Genomic DNA, 21,731 nt, shown 5'->3' with positions numbered 1-21,731 from the left:
TAATATGACAAAAAAAAAGCGCTTTAAAAATCTTAAAGCGCTTTTTTTTTGTGTTATACTAAATTAGTACTTAATAATTTTCTTGCTTAAGTCTTCTACTTTTAAAAAGTAAGTTCCGCTAGGTAAGTTTTTAGTAGAAACCTTTGTGTTGAAATCTGAAAGTTTCCCTTTTAAAACAAGCTTTCCTAAAATAGAATATATTTTAAATTCTTTATTTAATAATGAGTCTGTGTTAAAAGTAATATGGAAATAGTCTGTACTTGGGTTGGGATACGTATTAAATGCAATATGCTTATTGTCTTCTTCATTAACAGATAAAGAACTAGTAAATATATGGTCTAGAGTTGCCTGAATAAAAAAGTCTAAATCATTATTTGGTGTTATCCCATTTGTTACAGATGCATCAATATTTGTAGGGTTAAACAGGGTAGACATAACACTAAAAGTATTGCCTTCATAAAACGTCATAGTTGTTTCTCCTGCATTAGGATAAGAGGCTGGACCAAATTCGTAAACGCTAATGCCTTCTGGTCTTGGTGTTACTCCATCGATATAATATAAGGTGGTATAAATCCAAGTAAGTGGACTAGGGTAATCTGTACTTACATTAGTGTTTCTTTCGATTTGAGGAACTCCTAAACCGCCATCATCTACATAAGTTTGTGTGTCATAAGAAGCTAACCAAGCATAATCATACATAAACTCACCAGGAGTAAAAGTAGCAGGAGCACCAAGATACGTTCCGAATAATAAGTCACTACCAACAATCCATAATTTCCCACCATTATTTAAATAGCTTCTAAGCACTGTATTTCCTGTATTACCATTAGACCAAAAATTTAGGTTTGAGCTATCATCACCAGTATACCAAATGACCAAATCATAAGTGTCAATTACTGCACTAGTAGGTATTCCATTGGTATTAGAATCATGTAAAGTTACACTTGTGTAAGATGTGGTTAATATAGAATTGTAAAAGGTAGAATTATCATTAATGCTAAAATCATTATCCGTTACTAATAAAATATCATTTTGTGAAAAGGATAGTATTGTAAAGGATAAGGATAAAATTAAAAGTATTTTTCTCTTCATATTTGTTGATTTTTAGTGAATTAAAATCAAAATTAATAAAAAAGAATTAGTTGTAAACTTTTTATAAGAAAGAGTTTTAATGTTTTTCTTCTATTTGTTTAATTAGGGATTAAATTGCGAATTCATTAAAAAAACGACGGTTAATTTATCTTTTGTTAATTAAAGATTTTAAGTGTTTCGCTATTCCTTGTTTCCTCCTAAATGCAAACAATCTTTTAAACTTTGCATACCATGAAAAGGCACGACCGTTTTTTCGTAGCCATAGGTTCCACTTAATTCTTTAGATAAATTGTGGTCATCCACATTTACTTCAATATCATTCATTTTAAACTCGCAAGGATGTTCGTAACCAGCAGCATGCGTTATTTCTATAAATTCTTTTCTAAAGGTTTTAAAATATTGTGCTAAACGTTCTGATTTTAAAGGAACATCTATTCCGTTTTGTGTCCATTTTTTTTGAGTAGCAATTCCAGCAGGACATCTATTGGTATGGCAAATTTGCGCTTGTATGCAACCAATGCTCATCATGGCTTCACGAGCAACATTTATACAATCTGCTCCCATAGCAAAAGCCATGGCAGCTTTAGCAGGAAAACCTAATTTGCCACTTCCTATAAAAACAATACGTTCACTTAAACCTTTATTTTTAAATAATTTATATAAATCGCCAAAACCATAAACCCAAGGTAAGGAAACATGATCCGCAAAACTTGGAGGAGCAGCTCCAGTACCACCTTCACCACCATCAACAGTAATAAAATCTGGACCTTTTCCTGTCGCTTTCATTATATCTGCAAGTTCTTCCCATTGTTCTAGTTTTCCAATAGCTGCTTTTATGCCAACTGGTAAACCTGTTTTTTCAGCAATTAATTCAATGAAATCCACCATTTCTGGAACGTTACTAAATGCTTTATGATTTGGAGGAGAAAGTACATCTTTACCAACTTCAACACCTCGAATTTCTGCTATTTGCGGAGTGATTTTTGCTCCTGGTAAAACACCACCTTTTCCAGGTTTAGCTCCTTGTGATAATTTTACCTCAATGGCACGAATGAAAGGGTTGTCTTCTACAAGTTTTATCATTTTTTCCATAGAAAAACCGCCATCTGCTGCACGTACTCCAAAATATCCAGTTCCAAAATGAAAAACAACATCTCCACCATGACTGTGGTATGGAGATAATCCACCTTCTCCAGTATTATGATAAGCACCAGCAATTTTAACGCCTTTATTTAATGATTCTATAGCTTTTGCAGAAAGCGAACCAAAACTCATAGCTGAAACATTTATTACCGAGGCTGGTCTATATGGCCGTTTACGTTTATTAAATTCCCCCATTACTTTTGCGCAAGGAAGAAACGACTTATCTATACTATTTGGATGGTCCTTTTTTATTTGATAGGGCATCATCGCATTATTTATAAAAAGATGCTGGTGCGCATAAATATCTCTATCGGTTCCAAATCCTTCGTAGTTATTTTCTTTTTTTGCCGAAGCATATATCCAACCACGTTCAATTCTATTAAAAGGTAGCTCTTCTCTGTTGTTTGCTACAAAGTATTGTCGCATTTCGGGTCCAATGCTTTCTAGCCAATACCTTAAATGTCCTACTATTGGGAAATTGTGGCTAATGGTATGTTTTGTTTGAAAAACATCACGAATAGCAATAATTATTAAAACGAATAAAACCCACATCCACCAAGATATTTGACCTAAGAATTCTAACATATTTCTAAAAATTTATTATTTATTAGAGCCGTAAAGATATTCAAAAAATAAAATATAGAGAACATCCTGAAATTGTTTATAATTATTAATAATTAGGAGGCGTTAAAACACAAGGATTGGTTATTTTCACGTTTTATTAAATGAAAGAGATTTGGAGAAGTATTTAAGTCAGTTAAACGAAGCACAATTAGCACCAACCATTCAAAAAGATGGTCCAATGATAGTAATTGCTGGAGCAGGTTCTGGTAAAACTAGAGTGCTTACCTATAGAATTGCATATCTAATGAGTCAAGGTGTAGACTCGTTTAATATATTAGCATTAACCTTTACCAATAAGGCCGCTAAAGAAATGAAAGAACGTATTTCTTCCATTGTTGGTCCTGAGGCTAAAAATTTATGGATGGGAACCTTTCACTCCGTATTTGCTAAAATTCTCCGTTTTGAAGGACATCATTTAGGCTTTCCAAGTAATTTCACCATTTATGACACCCAAGATTCGCAACGTCTTTTAGGTTCTATTATTAAAGAAATGGGCTTAGAAAAAGACATCTATAAAACCAAACAAGTATATAGTAGAATTTCTTCCTATAAAAACAATTTAATTACAGTAAAAGCATATTTTAAAAATCCAGAATTAATGGAAGCAGACGCCATGGCAAGGCGACCAAGAATGGGGGAGATTTATAAAGAATATGTAGATCGTTGCTTTAAAGCAGGTTGTATGGATTTTGATGATTTGCTATTAAGAACCAACGAATTACTAACCCGTTTCCCTAATGTTTTAGCCCAATATCAAGATAAATTTCGTTATATTCTAGTAGATGAGTATCAGGATACAAACCATTCACAATATTTAATCGTTCGAGCACTTGCAGATCGTTTTCAAAACATATGTGTGGTTGGTGATGATGCGCAAAGTATTTATGCTTTTCGTGGCGCAAACATTAATAATATCTTGAATTTCCAGAAAGATTATGAAGATGTGCAAATGTACCGATTAGAACAAAATTATCGATCTACGAAAAATATTGTAGGTGCTGCAAATTCGGTTATCGAACATAATAAAACAAAACTAGATAAAGTTGTTTGGACAGCAAATGACGAAGGTGAAAAAGTAAAAATACATCGTTCTTTAACCGATGGAGACGAAGGACGCTATGTAGCAGGAACCATTTGGGATGAAAAAATGAATAAGCAACTGTATAATAGTGATTTTGCAGTTTTATATCGTACCAACGCGCAATCGCGTTCTATTGAAGATGCTTTACGTAAAAGAGATATTCCGTATAGAATTTATGGTGGTTTATCTTTTTACCAACGTAAAGAAATTAAAGATGTAACCGCATATTTACGTTTAATTCTTAACCCAGCAGACGAAGAAGCTTTAAAACGTGTAATTAATTACCCAGCAAGAGGAATTGGGCAAACCACTATCGATAGGCTTGTAGTAGCAGCAAATGGATATGGGAAAACAATTTTTGAAGTTTTGCAAAACCTAGATAAGGTAGATGTAAATATAAATAACGGAACCAAAAATAAATTGCGCGATTTTGTAACTTTAATTGAAAGTTACCAAGTAATGAATCAAACTGCAAATGCATTTGATTTAGCCGAACACGTTACCAAATCTAGTGGTTTAATTAGAGAATTTAATAAAGACGGAACACCAGAAGGAATTGTGCGATTAGATAACGTACAAGAACTTTTAAATGGTATTAAAGATTTTGTAGAAGGACAAATAGAACTTGCAGATGCTGGAGATTCTTTAGCAGAATTTCTTGAAGATGTAGCTCTTGCTACAGATTTAGATGCTGATAAAGGGGATGCGGATCACGTGGCATTAATGACTATTCACTTAGCAAAAGGATTAGAGTTTAATAATGTATTTATTGTTGGTTTAGAAGAAGATTTATTTCCAAGCGCTATGAGTATGAATACACGTAGTGAATTAGAGGAAGAGAGACGTCTTTTTTACGTAGCACTTACTAGAGCAGAAAAACAAGCGTATTTAACCTACGCGTTATCGCGTTATCGCTGGGGGAAATTAGTAGATTCCGAACCTAGCAGATTTATTGAAGAAATAGAAGACGAATTTGTTGAAAACACAACTCCAATTGAAGAACGTAGAATAAACCCAATGCTTTCGGCAGATATTTTTGGAGATGTAGAACCTAATAAAATTAGATTTAAAAAACCGAAAGAACTTACTTTTAAGAAAAAAGGTGCAAAGAAAGCAGCACCAGAGAATTTTAAAATATCTACACCTAAAAATCTGAAACCTGTTGCTAAAAGTAACACAGAACCTTCAGCAAATACCAATTTGTTTAATGGCGATTTGGTTGTTGGAAATATAGTAAAACACACGCGTTTTGGAAAAGGTGAAGTCGTGAAAATAGAAGGTGTTGGTGGTGATGTGAAAGCCGAAATTAAATTTGAAACCGGTGGTGTTAAAAAATTATTGCTTCGTTTTGCTAAGCTTCAAATTATAGGGTAGTTTTTATATTAACATTAGATGTTTGTGGATTGCCGGTGCTATTCCTCTAATAGATGTGTTTCTATAAATGTATGTAGTTTCAAGGTAGTGTCTAATAGGTTTAAACCTGTCCAACCATGTCCTTCATTTTCATAGAGTGTAAAATCATGAATAACGCCTAAATCTTCCAGTATATCTCGCATAGCAGTGCCTTGTGTTGTTGGTATTAAAGGGTCTTCTCCACCATAGAATAAAATAGTAGGAGGTGATGTAGCAGTTAATTGGTGATACGGACTTACTTCTTCTAAAAACTCAATATTATCTCCTTCGTCAAACACATCTAATAATACTTGTAAATCAGGATCAGTATTGTTTAAATACGCTGGATCCGTAAAATTAGTAGGGCCTACAACGCTACAAACCATTTTGGTTTGGTTATCTGCATCAAAAGCATAACTCCAAAGCATTGCTAAATGAGCTCCTGCACTTACACCAATAAAACCTAAATCGTTAGAAATAACATACTCGTTTTGTTTATTTTTTAAATAATTTACAACTGTAGTTATATCGTTTATTTGCATTGGGTATGCCTCTAATGAGTTGTTTGCCAATCTATAATTCATGTTTACAATAGCAACCTCAGGTAAGTTTTGCAACATATAATCTTTAAAATTATTCATATCAGCTTTGTCTCCAGCAATCCAACCACCACCATGAATTAATAGCATAACCTTAGTGTATTCGGTTCGGTTTGCAGGAAGATATAAATCAAAAACTTGCTCACTATCTGTACCATAAGAAATATTTAATTCTTCATAATAGTCTAATGATTCGTTGTTAGCATCTAGCGTTTCGTCTGTATCTATACATGAAACAGTAAAAAACAATAGAGAAATAACTAATAAAGTTTTAGAGATGGTTTTCATGATAAAATATTTAATTACTTTGTAAACGTTTTTTAAAGATAGTTATTATGGCAGAATTTATAAAAATATACGAGGAGAACCCTAATAATAAGATGATTAGGAAAGTGGTTAGTGTTTTAAAAAAAGGAGGATTAATCATTTACCCTACAGATACGGTATATGGTTTAGGTTGCGACATTACGAATACAAAGGCTTTAGAACGTATTGCAAGAATAAAAGGAGTGAAGCTAGAAAAGGCGAATTTCTCTTTTATATGTCACGATTTAAGTAATTTAAGCGATTATGTAAAGCAGATTGACACTTCTACCTTTAAAATTTTAAAACGAGCACTTCCAGGACCTTATACCTTTATTCTTCCAGGAGCTAAAAGTTTGCCTGTTGCTTTTAAAAAGAAGAAAACAGTTGGTATTCGTGTGCCAAATAATAATATTGCCTTAGAGATTGTTAAAGAACTAGGCAATCCAATAATTTCTACTTCTATTCGAGATGAAGATACTATTATAGAGTATACTACAGATCCAGAATTAATTTTAGAAAAATGGGGGAATTTAGTCGATTTAGTAATAGATGGTGGTTATGGGGATAATGAGGCTTCTACAGTTATCGATTTCTCGGAAGGTGACCCTATAATTATAAGAGAAGGAAAAGGAAGTTTAGATATTTTTTAAACCAAAATTTATTAACTTAAAGATGTCACTTCTGGTGATTGGAGACGGAGGAGCAAATAGTATCGAGAAGCGCAGTGATTTTAATACAATAAGAACAAATGATGAAACCAACCAACAAACACATAAACTATATTGAGTTTAAAGCCATAGATTTAGAAAAAACGAAAGTGTTTTACAATAAAGTATTTGGTTGGGAATTTACGGATTATGGACCAACATATATTGCTTTTGAAAATAGTGGAGTAGCTGGTGGTTTTGAAAAAATAGATGCAGAAATTATAAATGGAGTTCTAGTGGTTTTATATCATGACGATTTAGATGCTATAAAGCAACATGTAATTGCAGCTAACGGAAAAATTAGTGTAGATACTTTTTCTTTTCCTGGCGGAAAACGATTTCAGTTTTTTGATCCTTCTGGTAACGAGCTTGCTGTTTGGTGTTATGAATAATGATGCTTGTTTAATTTGCGTTAAGGATTGCAGTGGCATCCTTTTTTTGAGGTACGATAAAAAAGATATAACGAAAAGCCTGACCTTTAGGTAACGCCATAAAAAAAGCACAACCGTTATAGTTGCGCTTTTAAAATATTCTTTTATAAAATTTAATTTTCTTCAGAAAGCGATTTCATTTCTGTTTCAATCATTTCATAGAATTGATCGATTTTTGGAAGAATATAAATTTTTGTTCTACGGTTTATTGCTTTATTTTCTGCAGTATCATTAGGAACTAAAGGTAAGTGATCTCCACGTCCTGCCGCAATTAATTGTGCTGGATTTACACCTAAACTTTGTAAAGCTCTAACAATAGCAGTACTACGTTTTACACTTAAATCCCAGTTGTCTACTAAAACACCACCTCTGTTATATGGTACATTGTCTGTGTGACCTTCTACCATTGCTTCAAAGTTTGGTTTGCTGTTAATTACTGTAGCAACTTTTCCTAAGATTTCATTTGCTCTATCCGAAATATCGTAGCTACCAGTTTTAAATAATAACTTATCTGATAAAGAGATAAATACAACGCTTTTTTCTACGTTAATTTCAATGTCTTCGTCATTTAAACCTACTTCTTTCTTTAAACTCGTAACTAAAGCTAGTGTTACACTATCTTTTTTAGTTAAAGCATCTTGTAATCTAGAAATTTTAAGGTCCTTTTCTTTTAAGCTTTCTAAAGATTTTTCAAGATTCTCGGCACCTTTTGTAGTTAATACAGTCATACCTTGTGTCGTTTGTATTAAATCTTTATTGGTGTCTTTTAAGTTTGCAAGTTGCTCTTGTAGCGCTGCTACTCGTGCACTTACTGCAGATTTGTCTTCTAAGCAACTATTTAATTTAACGGTTGCTGTATTTAGTAAATCTTGTGTTGTTTTTTGTTTGGCTTCCATAGCTGCGAATTCTTTTTTAGATACGCATGAACTTAAAAGCAAAAGTGCTGTTGCACTTAGTAATACAATTTTTTTCATAATAAATGAATGGATTAAATAATGTTAATTTAACGCACCAAAATTATACAAAAGATTGATACAAAATTCAATCATTAACAAAAACTTTAACATTTTTATAAACAATTAAAACGTCTTGTAACCTTTTAAGAAATAGGAAAAAACAATAGATTTTTTAGTGTAATACCCTTTTTTTTTCGGGAGTGTTTTTCGTTGTTTTAATAACCTTGGTAAAGATATATAAAAACTAAAATGTGCTTTGAATATTGCAAGGATATGTGAAAATTTAAATTGTAATAAAAATAGTATTCCTGCTAAACCATCTAATACTAACCTTGTAAAGATTAAGGTAAACAAAGAGCCAGAAGCATTTTTAGTGATAGTGAATAGACTATTTCTAAAATTTAAGTAGGTTTTTTTAGGATTACCACTTTGTAAAGTAGCACCTCCAACATGATACACAGTGGTTGTTGTAATATATTTCGTTTTGTAATTTAAATTAAATGCTCGCCAGCATAAGTCTATTTCTTCCATGTGAGCAAAAAAACTTTCATCAAAACCTTTTAAGGTTCTAAAAACGTCTTTTTTAATAAAAAAACATGCACCAGAAGCCCAGAAAATAGATGCATTTGGGTATTGGTTTGTGTCTTTTTCAATAGTATTAAAAATTCTTCCTCTACAATACGGATAGCCATATTTATCAATAAAACCTCCTGCAGCTCCAGCATATTCGAAATGCGTTTTGTTTTTATAATCTAAAATCTTGGGTTGTATGATGGAGGTTTCTTGGTTGGTTTTTAATTCTTCAAGAATAGGAGGTAGCCAGTTTTTTGTAACCTCAATATCACTATTTAATAGGCAATATATGTCTTCTTCAACATGTTGTAAAGCTTGGTTGTAGCCTTTTGCATAGCCGCCATTTTGAGTGTTTTGTATGATTTTAATTTCTGGATAAGTAGTCTTTATAAAATGCACAGAATCGTCTGTAGATGCATTATCTGCAACATAAATTGTTGCTTCTTTAGAATGTGCAACAACAGAAGGTAAGAACTTTTCTAAAAGCGCTTTACCATTCCAGTTTAATATAACTACTGCGATTTTCAAATAAAAATATTTTTAATTTATCTATTTATAGAAAGATCTTAAAATGCTTCTATTCCCCTATTTGATCTATTAAATGATTTGTGTTTGGGATATTCTTTTTCCAGATTTTTTCTAAATACTTATAGAGTAAATAACAACTTAATATCCCGAAAGGTAACATTAAGAAGCTAAGAAGGGTTTCATTAAAAGTATCGAGAAATCCAGGAGAAATAAGCTCGACAGAAACACCAATTATAAGGCTAAATATTATTATTCCTGCATAATAAACAACAATACCTAAAATTGCAAAACCCCATTTGTTTTTATTAAACTCTTCTGCTAATTTGTAGAAATATTTTCCAATCCAATATAATAATACTAATCCTAACATCTTTAATTCTTGTTTTTTATTTATCTGAGTTAATGTTCTAAGAGCGACTGTTTATTGTAAGCAGTAATCTGGAATTTCTTTTAAAAACTGATATCGTTCTGCATCAAAATCCATTTCGCAATAATAATGATTAATTCCGTTAGTAACCATTAAATAAGTAGCATTTAAAGCTAAATTATAACGCGCAATTTGATCGAAAGTAGTTTGATCTATTTTTATTTTTGCCGATTTACATTCTACAATTAGATGTATACTTCCATCGGGATTAAAAATAACAATATCATAACGCTTGCGTAAGTTGTTTACTTTTAATTCTTTCTCTACGTTGATTAAAGATTTTGGAAACCCTTTTTCTTCTATTAAATATCGAACACAATGTTGCCTAACCCATTCTTCGGGTTGTAATACCACAAATTTTTTGCGTATTTCATCATATATTAGCGTTTTATTTTCGCTATTTTTGAAACGAAACGAATATGTAGGGAAATTTAGTTTTTGCACTACACAAATTTATAATTATAATGTCACATCGAGTGGTTTTCTTAGAAAATATTATCGCAGATTTATAGATACTTCGATAAAAGTAGAAAATAGCGTATACATCGATTGTTAAGAACAAATATTTTGGACGAAGTTAAACAACTAATAATAGACATAAAGAAAGGAAATCTAAAACCTATTTATTTTTTAATGGGAGAAGAAGCCTATTATATAGATAGTGTTTCCGATTATATTGAAGCGAATGTTTTAGCCGAAGAAGAGAAGGGTTTTAACCAAATGGTTCTTTATGGTCGTGATGTAACGATTGATGATATTGTAAGTAATGCAAAACGTTACCCAATGATGGCAGAACGTCAAGTGGTAATTGTTAAAGAAGCACAAGATTTATCTAGAACTATAGAACAACTTGCTGCTTATGCAGCAAATCCGCAACCTACAACCGTTTTGGTACTTAATTATAAGTATAAAAAAATTGATAAGCGTAAGGCACTGTACAAGGCAATTAAAAAAGTAGGAGTTGTTTTTGAAAGTAAAAAACTATACGAAAATCAAGTAGCAGATTGGATCCGAAGAGTACTTTCTGGAAAAAATTATACTATTTCTCCAAAGGCATCACAAATGTTAGTAGAATTTCTAGGAACCGATTTGAGTAAAATTAGTAATGAGTTAGATAAACTTAAGATTGTATTACCAGAAGGCACACAAATTTCTCCAGAGCATATTGAAGAAAATATAGGTATTAGTAAAGACTATAATAACTTCGAATTACGAAAAGCTGTTGGGGAACGTAATGTTTTAAAAGCACATAAAATTGCACACTATTTTGCCGATAACCCAAAGGATAACCCAATGGTTGTAACGGTTTCACTGCTTTTTAATTTCTTCTCCCAACTATTGCATTTACATGGTTTAACAGATAAAAACCCAAGAAATGTTGCATCTGCATTAAAAGTAAACCCTTATTTTGTAAACGAATATATAACAGCAGCTAGAAATTACCCAATGCGACAAGTTAGTGTGGTAATTGCTACTCTACGTGAGTTTGATGTAAAAAGTAAAGGTGTTGGCAGTAACTCGGTGTCTCAAGGTGATTTACTAAAAGAGTTATTGGTTAGAATTATGAATTAATTTAAAAGAAGATAATTTATACTTTGATGTCACAATTAGCCTGTCGAAGTGTTTTCTAAAATATAAACAATACAATATGAGACACTTTTTTTATTTTATAATCATTTTCTTAATATTCTCCTGCAAACAAAAAACCACACTCCCAGATCCTTTGCAAGCAGGTTGGCAAGGAGAAAGTGTTTGTGAAATGATACATGAAGACAAACATGTACGTGTTTTAAAATGCACATTTGCTCCAGGTGTTGGCCATGAAAAACACGAACACCAACCACATTTTGGTTATACTTTAAAAGGAGGGACTTTTAAAATTAAAGACACAAGTGGTACTAAAACGGTGCATGTAAAAACAGGAACTAGTTGGAGTAAAGATAAAGTGACACAGCATGAAGTTTTAAATGTTGGAGATAGTACTTCGGTTTATTTAATTATAGAATACAAGTAATTTATTTAAAACTGTAACAGTTTAAAAAAAAACTGGTCTTTAGTTTGTGTTTAACCTTTAAAACAAAACCAATGCATACTTTTTTAAATTACAAATCGAATTTATTTCTTGTTTTTACAGCAATTTTTTTCTTTCAAACTTCTGTAATACAAGCACAATCTAAAACTTTTACAGTAAAGACTTTCGATAAAGTTATTGTTAGTCCACATATTGAAGTAGTCTTTAAAACCGCAGATGTTGAAAAAGTGGTTATAGAAATGTTAACCGAACCTTTAGACGAAATAAATGTAGAAGTTAAAGGGAAAACACTTCAGTTATATCTTGATGATGCAAAAACAGTAACCGAAAAAGATAAAGAAACAAGTACAAAAAATAGAACCGTTGCTGCTTATAAAGGAACCGTTGCAAAAGCGATTGTATATTATAAAAAAGTAAAAACATTTTCTTTAAGAGGAGAAGAACGTTTTAATTTTGAGGATGCTATTATTTCAGATAAAATAACTTTTAATATTTATGGTGAATCGCAAGTGATTATGAAAGATGTTACTTTAAAAGAAATGAAAGTATCCATTTATGGTGAAAGTCATTTAAAAATAGAAAACGGAAGCATTGAAAATCAGAAAGTTATTGGTTACGGAGAATCTGTTGTAGATCTTTTACAAGTGAATAGTAAACTTGCTAAAATTACTGCGTATGGCGATGGTAGTTACCAATGTAATGTTTCCGATAAACTAAAAATAGTTTCTTATGGAGAACCAACGATTACCTATAAAGGAGGTGCAACTTTAGAAAAAGGGCTTTCTATAGGGGAAGTGGAAATTGTTAAAATAAACTAACTATCGTACTTTACTTCTTAAAACTAGTTTATGTAATAATTTAGGGGAAATTCGTTTTAAATAAATACCAAATCTTTCCTTTTTACCAATATATGCTTCAAACTTTTCTTTACGGATTGCTTGAAGCATTTTTTTTGTAAATACAGCTACAGGAAGCCCTTTTTCGGTCATTTCATCTTGATCTCCTTGTTTGCTTCCATCTGCTGTTAAAGCATTTCTAGCGACATTAGTATTAACAAATCCAGGGCAAATCATAGTGACTTTTACATTGTCTGCTTCATGTTCTAAACGTAAAGCATCAAAAAAACCATGTAAAGCATGTTTTGCACCACAGTAAGCAGATCGAAAAGGAGAACTAAACTTTCCCATTAAACTAGAAACAACCACGTAATGGCCATAATTATTAGCAACAAAATGTGGTAAAAGTGCTTTGCTTAAAGCAACAGTGCCTAAATAATCTACTTCCATTAATTTTCGGTCTACTTCTATAGTAGTTTCAATTATTGGAGAACGCTGACTAATGCCTCCATTATTAATAAGAATATCAATCTTTCCGAAGCTGGAAATAGCCATTTCAGTTATTTTTTTAAGAGAATTTGTTTCCGCTAAATCTAAAGGTAAAACAGTAATGTTTTTAGGATTATTACATAGCGCTTTCACCTTTTCAAGTGCTTCTTTTCTTCTAGAAGAAAGAATCAATTTGCAATTTTCTTGCGAAAGTGTAATTGCTAAGCTTTTACCAATTCCGCTGGAAGCGCCAGTAATCCATACTACTTTATTATTAAATGTCATCTTGTACTTGTGAATATAAGTATTTTTAGTCTCTTTTTATTTTTCTGAAAACTGCGATTGTGATTGAAAACTCTTTTTTATCCATTCAGCTCTTAAATCCCCACTCAATTTTCCGGTACCATCATGTTTCCAACCCGGAGGTTTTATTAAATATAAAAACCTATTTTTTAATGATTTTTTTCCGGAAAAGGCATCTTTAAATAAGTTAATCCACTCTATAAAAGCAATTTTAACAGGATTATAGGTGTTTATATTAGATACCAAACCATAAACAACCTTTTCTTCTTTTAGTTCGGCTTGAAAAGTGCCAAAAAGCTTATCCCAAATAATTAGAATGCCAGCATGATTTCTATCTAAATATAAAGGGTTACTTCCATGATGTACTCTGTGATGCGAAGGTGTGTTCATAACAGCTTCAAACCATGAAGGCATTTTATGAATAGCTTCGGTATGTATCCAGAATTGGTATAATAAACTAATAGACATTTGTAGTATAATCATTCCTGGATGAAACCCTAAAATTGGTAACCACAACCAGAAAATAAAGGTGTAAAACCCTCCAGACCACGTTTGTCTTAATGCAGTACTTAAATTATAATGTTGTGACGAATGATGCACCACATGCGAAGCCCAAAATATTCTGCATTCATGCGAAATCCTATGAAACCAATAATACGCAAAATCGTCAGCAAAGAAAATAAGTATAAAACTCCACCAAACTATAGGGATGGTAAATAATCTGAAATTTTCATACACATAAAAAAAGCTAATCAAAACCAAAGCCTTACTAAAATAGCCTAAAAAAACATTCCCTAAACCCATAGCAATAGACGAAACAGCATCTTTGGTTTCATAAGTCTGGATGTTTTCTTTTATGGTGATATAAAGCTCTAATAGCATAGAAACTATAAAAAACGGAATAGCATAAAGAATAATATCGGGAAACTCTGTCATTTTTTTGTTAAAAAATTATTATCACTAGCAGTGGTTTGGTATGCAAAATACAAAAATTATTGTCTATTTTTGGAGCGAATTATGATAGCAGCCTACAAAAAACATATTTTAAATTTTAAGCAAGCAAGTGGGACTTCTCGTGGGATTTTAAAAACCAAAGAGACTTGGTTTTTAATTTTAGAACATAAAGGTAAGAAAGGTATTGGTGAATGTGGAGTTTTTAGAGGCTTAAGTATTGATGATGTGCCAGACTATGAAGAGAAATTACAATGGACTTGTACCAATATCCATTTGGGTTTAGATATTTTATTTGCAGAATTAATTGCGTTTCCAAGTATCCAATTTGGATTAGAACAGGCCTTTATTTCTTTACAAAATGAAAACCCTTTTATTCTTTTTCCTTCCGAATTTACACAAGAAAAAGATAGTATTCCTATTAACGGATTAATTTGGATGGGAACCGAAGCTTTTATGAAACAACAAATAAAAGATAAAATTGAAGCTGGTTTTAGTTGTATAAAAATGAAGATTGGAGCAATAGATTTTCAAACAGAGCTTCAGTTATTACAATCTATTCGAAAAGAATATTCGCAAAATGATATTGAATTACGAGTAGATGCAAATGGCGCTTTTTCACCATCCGAAGCATTAGAAAAATTAAAAATACTTTCCGATTTAGATTTGCATTCTATAGAACAACCAATAAAACAAGGTCAAATTTTAGAAATGGCAAAACTTTGTAATCAAACCCCTTTACCAATAGCTTTAGACGAAGAATTAATTGGTGTTTTTAATGTAACGAAAAAAGAAGAATTACTACAAACAATACAGCCACAATATATTATTTTAAAGCCAAGTTTGGTTGGCGGATTTAAAGGAAGTCAAAATTGGATAGATTTAGCAGAAAAATATAATATTGGTTGGTGGATTACAAGTGCATTAGAAAGTAATGTTGGTTTAAATGCTATTGCGCAATATACCTACACTTTAAAAAGTACATTACCACAAGGGCTGGGAACTGGAGCTTTGTTTACTAATAACTTTGAAAGCCCTTTACAGGTAAAAAATGGTACATTGCAATACCAACAAAATAAGAATTGGAAATTTAATTTATAAACATGTATATAGAACAAGCATTTAAATCATTACACGAGTGGTGGAGGTATTTAGTAGGATTCATCATTATTTGTATCGTATGGCAATTATTAGGATCTTTTCCTTTAATTGGTGGTATTTTTTATTCCTTGGGTTTTGAAGGAATAAAAAATGGAGATTTCCCTGAAGATATTCCAGGGATGGCCGAAATTTTAGGTAGTAACCTATTTTTGTTTTTAATGCTATTAAGTTTTGCTATTGGTTTAATTGGAGTGTTTTTTAACTCTAAAGTTGTTCATAAACAGTCGATTACAGAATTAACAACAGCAAGAAAAAAAATAGACTGGAATAGGTTTTGGTTTGTTTTTATACTTTGGGGTACGGTTTCTTCTGCCTTTGTGTTTTTAGATTATTATATGGAGCCAGAAAGCTATGTATGGAATTTCGAATTGATGCCTTTTTTAACACTTGCGGTAATTGCAATCTTGTTTATACCATTACAAACTAGTATGGAAGAATACCTTTTTAGAGGTTATTTAATGCAAGGATTAGGTGTTATTACTAAAACAAGATGGTTTCCATTACTATTTACTTCTGTTGTTTTTGGTTTGATGCATTTAGCAAATCCAGAAGTAGAGCAACTAGGTTATGTAATTATGGTATATTATATTGGTACAGGATTCTTTTTAGGTGTTATGACGCTTATGGATGATGGTATAGAACTTGCTTTAGGTTTTCATGCAGCTAATAATTTATTTACTGCTTTATTGGTAACTGCAGATTGGACAGCTTTTCAAACAGATTCTCTATTTAAAGATATTTCTGAGCCAACTTCGGCAGGATTTATAGATGTATTTATGCCAGTTTTTATTGTTTTTCCTATTATCCTTTTTATTCTTGCTAAAAAATATAAATGGACTAATTGGAATGAGAAACTTTTCGGAAAAGTAATTACGCCACCAAAAGAAGATTATAAAATATTAGAATAATGACACCAGAATTTACCAAAGTACATAATCGTTTTAAACTGAATAATAATAACTATACCTTTGAAGACCTTAAAGATGTAGGTTATAGCTTGATTAAAGAAGGTTTAGCATATGAAAAAAGTCTAGGTAATTTTTTAATAGATTGGTTAGATAATAAAGACTATCTTATTGTAGATACTTCCGGTTCTACTGGAAAGCCTAAGTCTATAAAACTAAATAAGCAAGCAATGGTACACTCTGCTATTGCAACTGGAGATTTCTTTAAATTACAACCAGGAGATGTTGCTTTACATTGTTTGCCAACCGAGTATATTGCTGGTAAAATGATGCTAATTAGAGCTATGATTTTAGGTTTAGAACTAGATTTAGTTGCTCCAACAAGTCAGCCAATTTTTGATTATGATAAGCATTATGATTTTTGTGCTATGATTCCTTTACAGCTTCAAAAAACCAAAGGATATTGCGATAATATAAAAAACATAATTGTTGGTGGAGTTGCTGTTTCTGCTAGTTTAAAAAAAGCAATTCAAAGTTCTAAATCAAACGTTTTTGAAACTTATGGTATGACAGAAACCATAACCCATATAGCAGTTAAAAAAATAAATAATCTTAGTAAAGCCGAAGAGAAGGGTGCTGGGGTTTTTAAAACACTTCCAAATATTATTATTACTCAAGATGAAAGAAATTGCTTAATAATAGAGGCTCCATCGCTTTTAGATCATAAAATAGTAACAAATGATGTTGTAAAATTACATACAGAAAATACTTTTGAATGGCTTGGTAGATATGATAACGTTATTAATTCTGGAGGAGTAAAGCTGTTTCCTGAGCAAATAGAAGCAAAGCTACAATCTAAAATAGAGAATCGTTTTTTTATAAGTAAACAAAAGGATGAAACTTTAGGTGAATGTATCATTTTAATAGTAGAAGGTAAAGACAATACTGTAGATACATCGGTTTTTGCTGGATTAGATAAATTTGAAATTCCTAAGAAAATCTATTCCGTAGAAAAATTTATGGAAAGCGATAATGGTAAGATTCTTCGTCATGAAACACTAAAAACTTTAGAATAAAGGGTTTACTCACCCAAACGTACAGTTCACGCATTTCTGGTTTTAAACACTAGCACTTAGGTATAGTTTTACCTAAACTTTAAAACCAAAAATGTATGAAACATGTATTACAATTTGTTTTTGTGTTGTTTGTAACAATACAATTACATGCACAAGAAAAATTAATTACAGGAATAATAAGCGAAGTAAATGGTTTGCCATTACCGGGAGCTACTGTAATAATAAAAGGCACTACCGTTGGAACTTCTAGCGATTTTGATGGAAAATACACTATTAAAGCGCATATAGGAGACGTATTACTGTTTCGTTATGTAGGTTTTTCAAACGAAGAAAAAACGGTTAGAAAAGCAGATACAATTAATGTTTCGTTAAAACCAGATAATACACTTGACGAAGTTGTTGTGACCGCTTTAGGATTAAAGAAAGAATCGAAATCTTTAGGTTATTCTGTTTCTAAAGTTACGTCAACATCTGTTAATTCAGCATTATCTGGAAAAGTAAGTGGTGTTTCTGTGAAGCATAGAGGCAAACGAAAAGTAAAAAGACTATCCAATTCAAAACCTTTGCATGTAAAGAAAAAGTTTAATGATGCCGTTGGTAGTTCCTCTAGAATAATATTAAGAGGAAACGCTACAATTACTAGAGAAAGTAAGCCGCTTTTTGTAATTGATGGTGTACCAATTGATGGTTCTATTTTGAATACTCAAGCAATTAATAAAGAAAAAATAAAATCTATTTCTGTATTAAAAGGTCCAAATGCAGCAGCTTTGTATGGTATTCGTGGTTCGAATGGCGTTATTGTTGTACAAACAAAAACAGGGAAATATAAACTGTCAAAAGCTATTAAAAGAGCAATTAAAGAATTGGAAAATACACCAAAAGATATAGCCAATAATACGCAAGAAGTTTATGAGGAAATAATTGAAAATAATTTTGAAACTACCACGTCATCACCACTTTCAACTTTTTCTATAGACGTTGATAAAGCATCTTATAGCAATGTGAGAAGAATGATAAATAGCGGTCAACATATTCCTGCTGATGCTGTTAAAATTGAAGAAATGGTGAATTATTTCGATTATAATTACACACAGCCAACTGGAGAACATCCGTTCTCTATAGACACAGAATTAACAGTTACTCCTTGGAATAGCGAAACCAAATTAGTGAAAATTGGTTTACAAGCTAAGACATATGATAATGCAGAATTACCACCAAGTAACCTCACGTTTTTAATAGATGTTTCTGGTTCAATGGGTTCGCAGAATAAATTACCATTATTAAAGTCGGCTTTTAAATTATTAGTGAATCAATTGCGTGAGCAAGATAAAGTTTCAATAGTTGTATATGCAGGAGCAACAGGAATTGCTTTAGAACCAACCTCAGGAAAAGATAAAAATAAAATATTAACTGCTTTAGATAAATTGAAATCTGGAGGTTCTACAGCTGGAGGAGAAGGTATTGAATTAGCATATGCATTAGCAGAAAAAAACCTTAAAGAAAAAGGAAATAATAGAGTGATTTTAGCAACAGATGGCGATTTTAATGTTGGCGCATCCAGTGATAAAGACATGCAAATCTTAATTGAAGAAAAACGTAAATCTGGTGTGTTTTTATCTGTTCTTGGCTTTGGTTATGGTAACTACAAAGACTCTAAATTAGAAACTTTAGCAGATAAAGGAAACGGAAATCATGCATTTATTGATACCATGCAAGAAGCTAATAAAGTGTTTGGAAAAGAATTTGGAGGAACACTCTATACTATTGCGAAAGATGTGAAAATTCAAGTAGAGTTCAATCCTAATAAAGTGCAAGCATATAGATTAATTGGTTATGAAAATAGACTATTAGAAGATGAAGATTTTATTGATGATGCAAAAGATGCTGGGGAATTAGGAAGCGGACATACCGTTACTGCTTTATACGAAGTGATTCCTGTAGGAGCAAAAAGCAAATACTTAAAGGGTGTTCCTGATTTAAAGTATACCAAAAAAGAGATTTCTGATAATTTTCAAGACGAATTATTAACGGTTAAATTTAGATACAAAAAACCGGAAAGTAAAAAAAGTATAGAGATGATACATATTCAAAAAGACATCGCTGTTGAAGCTTCTCAAGACATGCAATTTGCATCCGCTGTAGCTTTATTTGGAATGCAAATGCGTTATTCTCAATACCATAATAATTCTAATATAAAAGATGTTATAGATCTTGCTGAAGCAGGAAGGGGAGAAGATAAGCTTGGTTATCGTTCCGAATTTATACGACTGGTTAATACATACCAAAGTTTGTAAAAACAAAAGGCATTTGAAATTTTCAAATGCCTTTTGTTTTATTAATGCTAATTTTAAACCTGTAAAACACCCAGATTAAATTTTTTCTCAATAGGGGCGTGGTTTGCAGCTTCAATTCCCATACTAATCCATGTTCTAGTATCTAACGGATTGATTACAGCATCTGTCCAAATTCGTGACGCTGCATAATATGGAGAGACTTGATTGTCGTATCTATCTTTTATTTTATTAAAAAGTTCTGCTTCTTTTTCTGGTGTAATTTCTTCTCCTTTCTTTAATAGAGATGCTTTTTCAATTTGTAATAATACTTTTGCTGCAGAGTTTCCACTCATTACAGCAAGTTCTGCACTTGGCCAAGCAGCAATTAGTCTTGGGTCGTATGCTTTTCCACACATAGCATAATTTCCAGCACCATAAGAGTTTCCAATTACAATAGTGAATTTTGGTACTACACTATTACTAACTGCGTTTACCATTTTTGCACCATCTTTTATTATGCCACCATGTTCACTTTTACTACCAACCATAAAGCCAGTAACATCTTGTAAAAACACTAATGGGATTTTTTTCTGATTGCAATTTGCAATAAAACGAGTTGCTTTATCTGCGCTATCATTATAAATTACACCACCAAATTGCATTTCGCCTTTTTTGGTTTTAACTAATTTTCTTTGATTGGCAACAATTCCAACAGCCCAACCATCAATTCTGGCATATGCAGTAATTATTGTTTTGCCATAACCAGCTTTGTATTCGTCATATTCACTATCATCAACTAATCGCTTTATAATTTCAAACATGTCATATTGGTCTGCTCTACTTTTAGGAAGAATTCCGTAAATGTCTTCTTGTTTTTCTTTAGGTTTTAAAGCTTTTGCTCGGTTAAAACCGGCTTTATCATAATCACCAATCTTATCTATCAAACGTTTAATAGTATCTAAAGCATCTTTATCATCTTTTGCTTTATAATCGGTAACACCAGAAATTTCACAATGTGTAGTTGCACCACCAAGGGTTTCATTATCTATACTTTCACCAATTGCAGCTTTTACTAAATAGCTTCCAGCAAGAAAGATACTTCCTGTTTTGTCTACAATTAAAGCTTCATCACTCATTATTGGTAAATAAGCACCACCTGCAACACAGCTTCCCATAACAGCAGAAATTTGAGTAATTCCCATACTACTCATCACTGCATTATTTCTAAAAATTCGACCAAAGTGTTCTTTATCTGGAAAAATCTCATCCTGCATAGGTAAATACACACCAGCAGAATCTACTAAATAAATGATAGGTAATTTGTTTTCTATGGCAATTTCTTGAGCGCGTAAATTCTTTTTTCCAGTAATAGGAAACCAAGCACCAGCTTTAACTGTAGCATCATTAGCAACAACAATACACTGTTTTCCTTTAACATATCCTATTTTTACAACAACACCTCCAGAAGGACAACCACCATGTTCTTCATACATTCCTTCTCCTGCAAATGCACCAATTTCTATAGCTTTTGCTTTTGGATCTAGTAGGTAATCTACACGTTCTCTAGCAGTCATTTTTCCTTTCGCATGATGCTTATCTATACGTTTTTGCCCACCACCAAGTTTAACTTTTGCTAATCTTTTAGTTAAATCGGAAACTAAAAGTTTATTGTGATCTTCGTTTTTATTGAAGTTGATGTCCATAAATAAGTTTTGTTTGCTACGAATTTACAAAACAACTTGATGGTTTAAAAGTGAATGTTTTGTTAAATAACATTACATGGAAATATATTCCTAGGTAAATAAAATATTTTTTTATAGATTTACACCATCAAAACAAGTATAAA

General features: G+C 31.7%; 19 protein-coding genes and 1 pseudogene. 10 read left to right on the top strand and 10 right to left on the bottom strand.

What is annotated here, in order from left to right; all coding sequences use genetic code 11:
• Positions 1–63: 63 nt before the first annotated feature.
• Together Q4512_RS08330 and Q4512_RS08325 are read right to left on the bottom strand one after the other, a co-directional pair.
• Positions 64–1,092 carry a T9SS type A sorting domain-containing protein gene (locus Q4512_RS08330; protein ID WP_303423821.1) on the bottom strand — a complete coding sequence of 343 codons (1,029 nt, stop codon included), beginning with the start codon at positions 1,090–1,092 and terminating at the stop codon, positions 64–66.
• Positions 1,093–1,272: 180 nt separating this feature from the next.
• Positions 1,273–2,820: an FMN-binding glutamate synthase family protein gene (locus Q4512_RS08325; protein WP_303423820.1), complete on the bottom strand. Its 1,548-nt coding sequence runs from the start codon at positions 2,818–2,820 to the stop codon at positions 1,273–1,275.
• 151 nt (positions 2,821–2,971) lie between these two features.
• Between Q4512_RS08325 and Q4512_RS08320 the strand changes: the two genes are divergently transcribed.
• Entirely contained in the window at positions 2,972–5,314 is a 2,343-nt protein-coding gene (locus tag Q4512_RS08320; protein ID WP_303423819.1) for an ATP-dependent helicase, read from the top strand.
• 38 nt (positions 5,315–5,352) lie between these two features.
• Here Q4512_RS08320 and Q4512_RS08315 read toward each other — a convergent pair.
• Positions 5,353–6,237, bottom strand: a pseudogene (locus Q4512_RS08315) (alpha/beta hydrolase fold domain-containing protein); the annotation flags it as partial.
• Between the two features lie 29 nt (positions 6,238–6,266).
• On the opposite strand from Q4512_RS08315, the gene Q4512_RS08310 reads away from it, so the two are divergent.
• Complete coding sequence (locus Q4512_RS08310; protein ID WP_303423818.1) at positions 6,267–6,887, top strand: L-threonylcarbamoyladenylate synthase; 621 nt, start codon at positions 6,267–6,269, stop codon at positions 6,885–6,887.
• Positions 6,888–6,985: 98 nt separating this feature from the next.
• Positions 6,986–7,336, top strand: coding sequence for a VOC family protein (locus Q4512_RS08305; RefSeq protein ID WP_303423817.1), 351 nt, complete (start codon positions 6,986–6,988; stop codon positions 7,334–7,336).
• A gap of 152 nt (positions 7,337–7,488) precedes the next feature.
• Here Q4512_RS08305 and Q4512_RS08300 read toward each other — a convergent pair whose 3' ends face one another.
• The 4 genes from Q4512_RS08300 to Q4512_RS08285 form a co-directional block, all read right to left on the bottom strand.
• Positions 7,489–8,349, bottom strand: a complete 861-nt coding sequence (locus tag Q4512_RS08300) for an OmpA family protein (RefSeq protein WP_303423816.1) — start codon at positions 8,347–8,349, stop codon at positions 7,489–7,491.
• 105 nt (positions 8,350–8,454) lie between these two features.
• Positions 8,455–9,432, bottom strand: a complete 978-nt coding sequence (locus Q4512_RS08295; protein WP_303423815.1) for a glycosyltransferase family 2 protein — start codon at positions 9,430–9,432, stop codon at positions 8,455–8,457.
• Positions 9,433–9,481: 49 nt separating this feature from the next.
• Positions 9,482–9,802, bottom strand: a complete 321-nt coding sequence (locus Q4512_RS08290) for a hypothetical protein (protein WP_303423814.1) — start codon at positions 9,800–9,802, stop codon at positions 9,482–9,484.
• A gap of 51 nt (positions 9,803–9,853) precedes the next feature.
• Entirely contained in the window at positions 9,854–10,303 is a 450-nt protein-coding gene (locus Q4512_RS08285) for a type I restriction enzyme HsdR N-terminal domain-containing protein (RefSeq protein WP_303423813.1), read from the bottom strand.
• A gap of 123 nt (positions 10,304–10,426) precedes the next feature.
• Between Q4512_RS08285 and holA the strand changes: the two genes are divergently transcribed.
• The 3 genes from holA (at position 10,427) to Q4512_RS08270 (ending at position 12,709) form a co-directional block, all read left to right on the top strand.
• On the top strand, positions 10,427–11,431 hold the full coding sequence (gene holA / locus Q4512_RS08280; protein ID WP_303423812.1) for a DNA polymerase III subunit delta: 1,005 nt from the start codon (positions 10,427–10,429) through the stop codon (positions 11,429–11,431).
• A 76-nt stretch (positions 11,432–11,507) separates the two neighbouring features.
• Positions 11,508–11,873, top strand: a complete 366-nt coding sequence (locus Q4512_RS08275; protein WP_303423811.1) for a cupin domain-containing protein — start codon at positions 11,508–11,510, stop codon at positions 11,871–11,873.
• Positions 11,874–11,944: 71 nt separating this feature from the next.
• Positions 11,945–12,709: a GIN domain-containing protein gene (locus Q4512_RS08270; protein ID WP_303423810.1), complete on the top strand. Its 765-nt coding sequence runs from the start codon at positions 11,945–11,947 to the stop codon at positions 12,707–12,709.
• On the opposite strand, the gene Q4512_RS08265 is transcribed toward Q4512_RS08270, so the two are convergent.
• Both Q4512_RS08265 and Q4512_RS08260 read right to left on the bottom strand, forming a co-directional pair.
• Positions 12,710–13,501: an SDR family oxidoreductase gene (locus tag Q4512_RS08265; RefSeq protein ID WP_303423809.1), complete on the bottom strand. Its 792-nt coding sequence runs from the start codon at positions 13,499–13,501 to the stop codon at positions 12,710–12,712.
• Between the two features lie 36 nt (positions 13,502–13,537).
• On the bottom strand, positions 13,538–14,455 hold the full coding sequence (locus tag Q4512_RS08260) for a sterol desaturase family protein (RefSeq protein ID WP_303423808.1): 918 nt from the start codon (positions 14,453–14,455) through the stop codon (positions 13,538–13,540).
• 81 nt (positions 14,456–14,536) lie between these two features.
• On the opposite strand from Q4512_RS08260, the gene Q4512_RS08255 reads away from it, so the two are divergent.
• The 4 genes from Q4512_RS08255 (at position 14,537) to Q4512_RS08240 (ending at position 19,906) form a co-directional block, all read left to right on the top strand.
• Positions 14,537–15,571 carry an o-succinylbenzoate synthase gene (locus Q4512_RS08255; protein WP_303423807.1) on the top strand — a complete coding sequence of 345 codons (1,035 nt, stop codon included), beginning with the start codon at positions 14,537–14,539 and terminating at the stop codon, positions 15,569–15,571.
• 2 nt (positions 15,572–15,573) lie between these two features.
• A complete protein-coding gene (locus tag Q4512_RS08250; protein WP_303423806.1) occupies positions 15,574–16,539 on the top strand; it encodes a CPBP family intramembrane glutamic endopeptidase in 966 nt (321 codons plus the stop codon).
• A complete protein-coding gene (locus Q4512_RS08245; protein ID WP_303423805.1) occupies positions 16,539–17,612 on the top strand; it encodes an AMP-binding protein in 1,074 nt (357 codons plus the stop codon). Before Q4512_RS08250 ends, Q4512_RS08245 begins: the two co-directional genes overlap by 1 nt.
• Before the next feature lie 95 nt (positions 17,613–17,707).
• Positions 17,708–19,906 (top strand): von Willebrand factor type A domain-containing protein, encoded by a 2,199-nt coding sequence (locus tag Q4512_RS08240; RefSeq protein WP_303423804.1) that lies wholly within the window; start codon positions 17,708–17,710, stop codon positions 19,904–19,906.
• Positions 19,907–19,959: 53 nt separating this feature from the next.
• Here Q4512_RS08240 and Q4512_RS08235 read toward each other — a convergent pair whose 3' ends face one another.
• Entirely contained in the window at positions 19,960–21,588 is a 1,629-nt protein-coding gene (locus tag Q4512_RS08235; protein WP_303423803.1) for an acyl-CoA carboxylase subunit beta, read from the bottom strand.
• Positions 21,589–21,731 lie beyond the last annotated feature (143 nt).

Origin of the sequence: Oceanihabitans sp. 2_MG-2023 (genome assembly GCF_030547245.1) — a bacterium.
Classification (GTDB): domain Bacteria; phylum Bacteroidota; class Bacteroidia; order Flavobacteriales; family Flavobacteriaceae; genus Oceanihabitans.
Note: the sequence above shows the minus strand (reverse complement) of the source record. Positions and strands in the feature narration are given on the sequence as shown.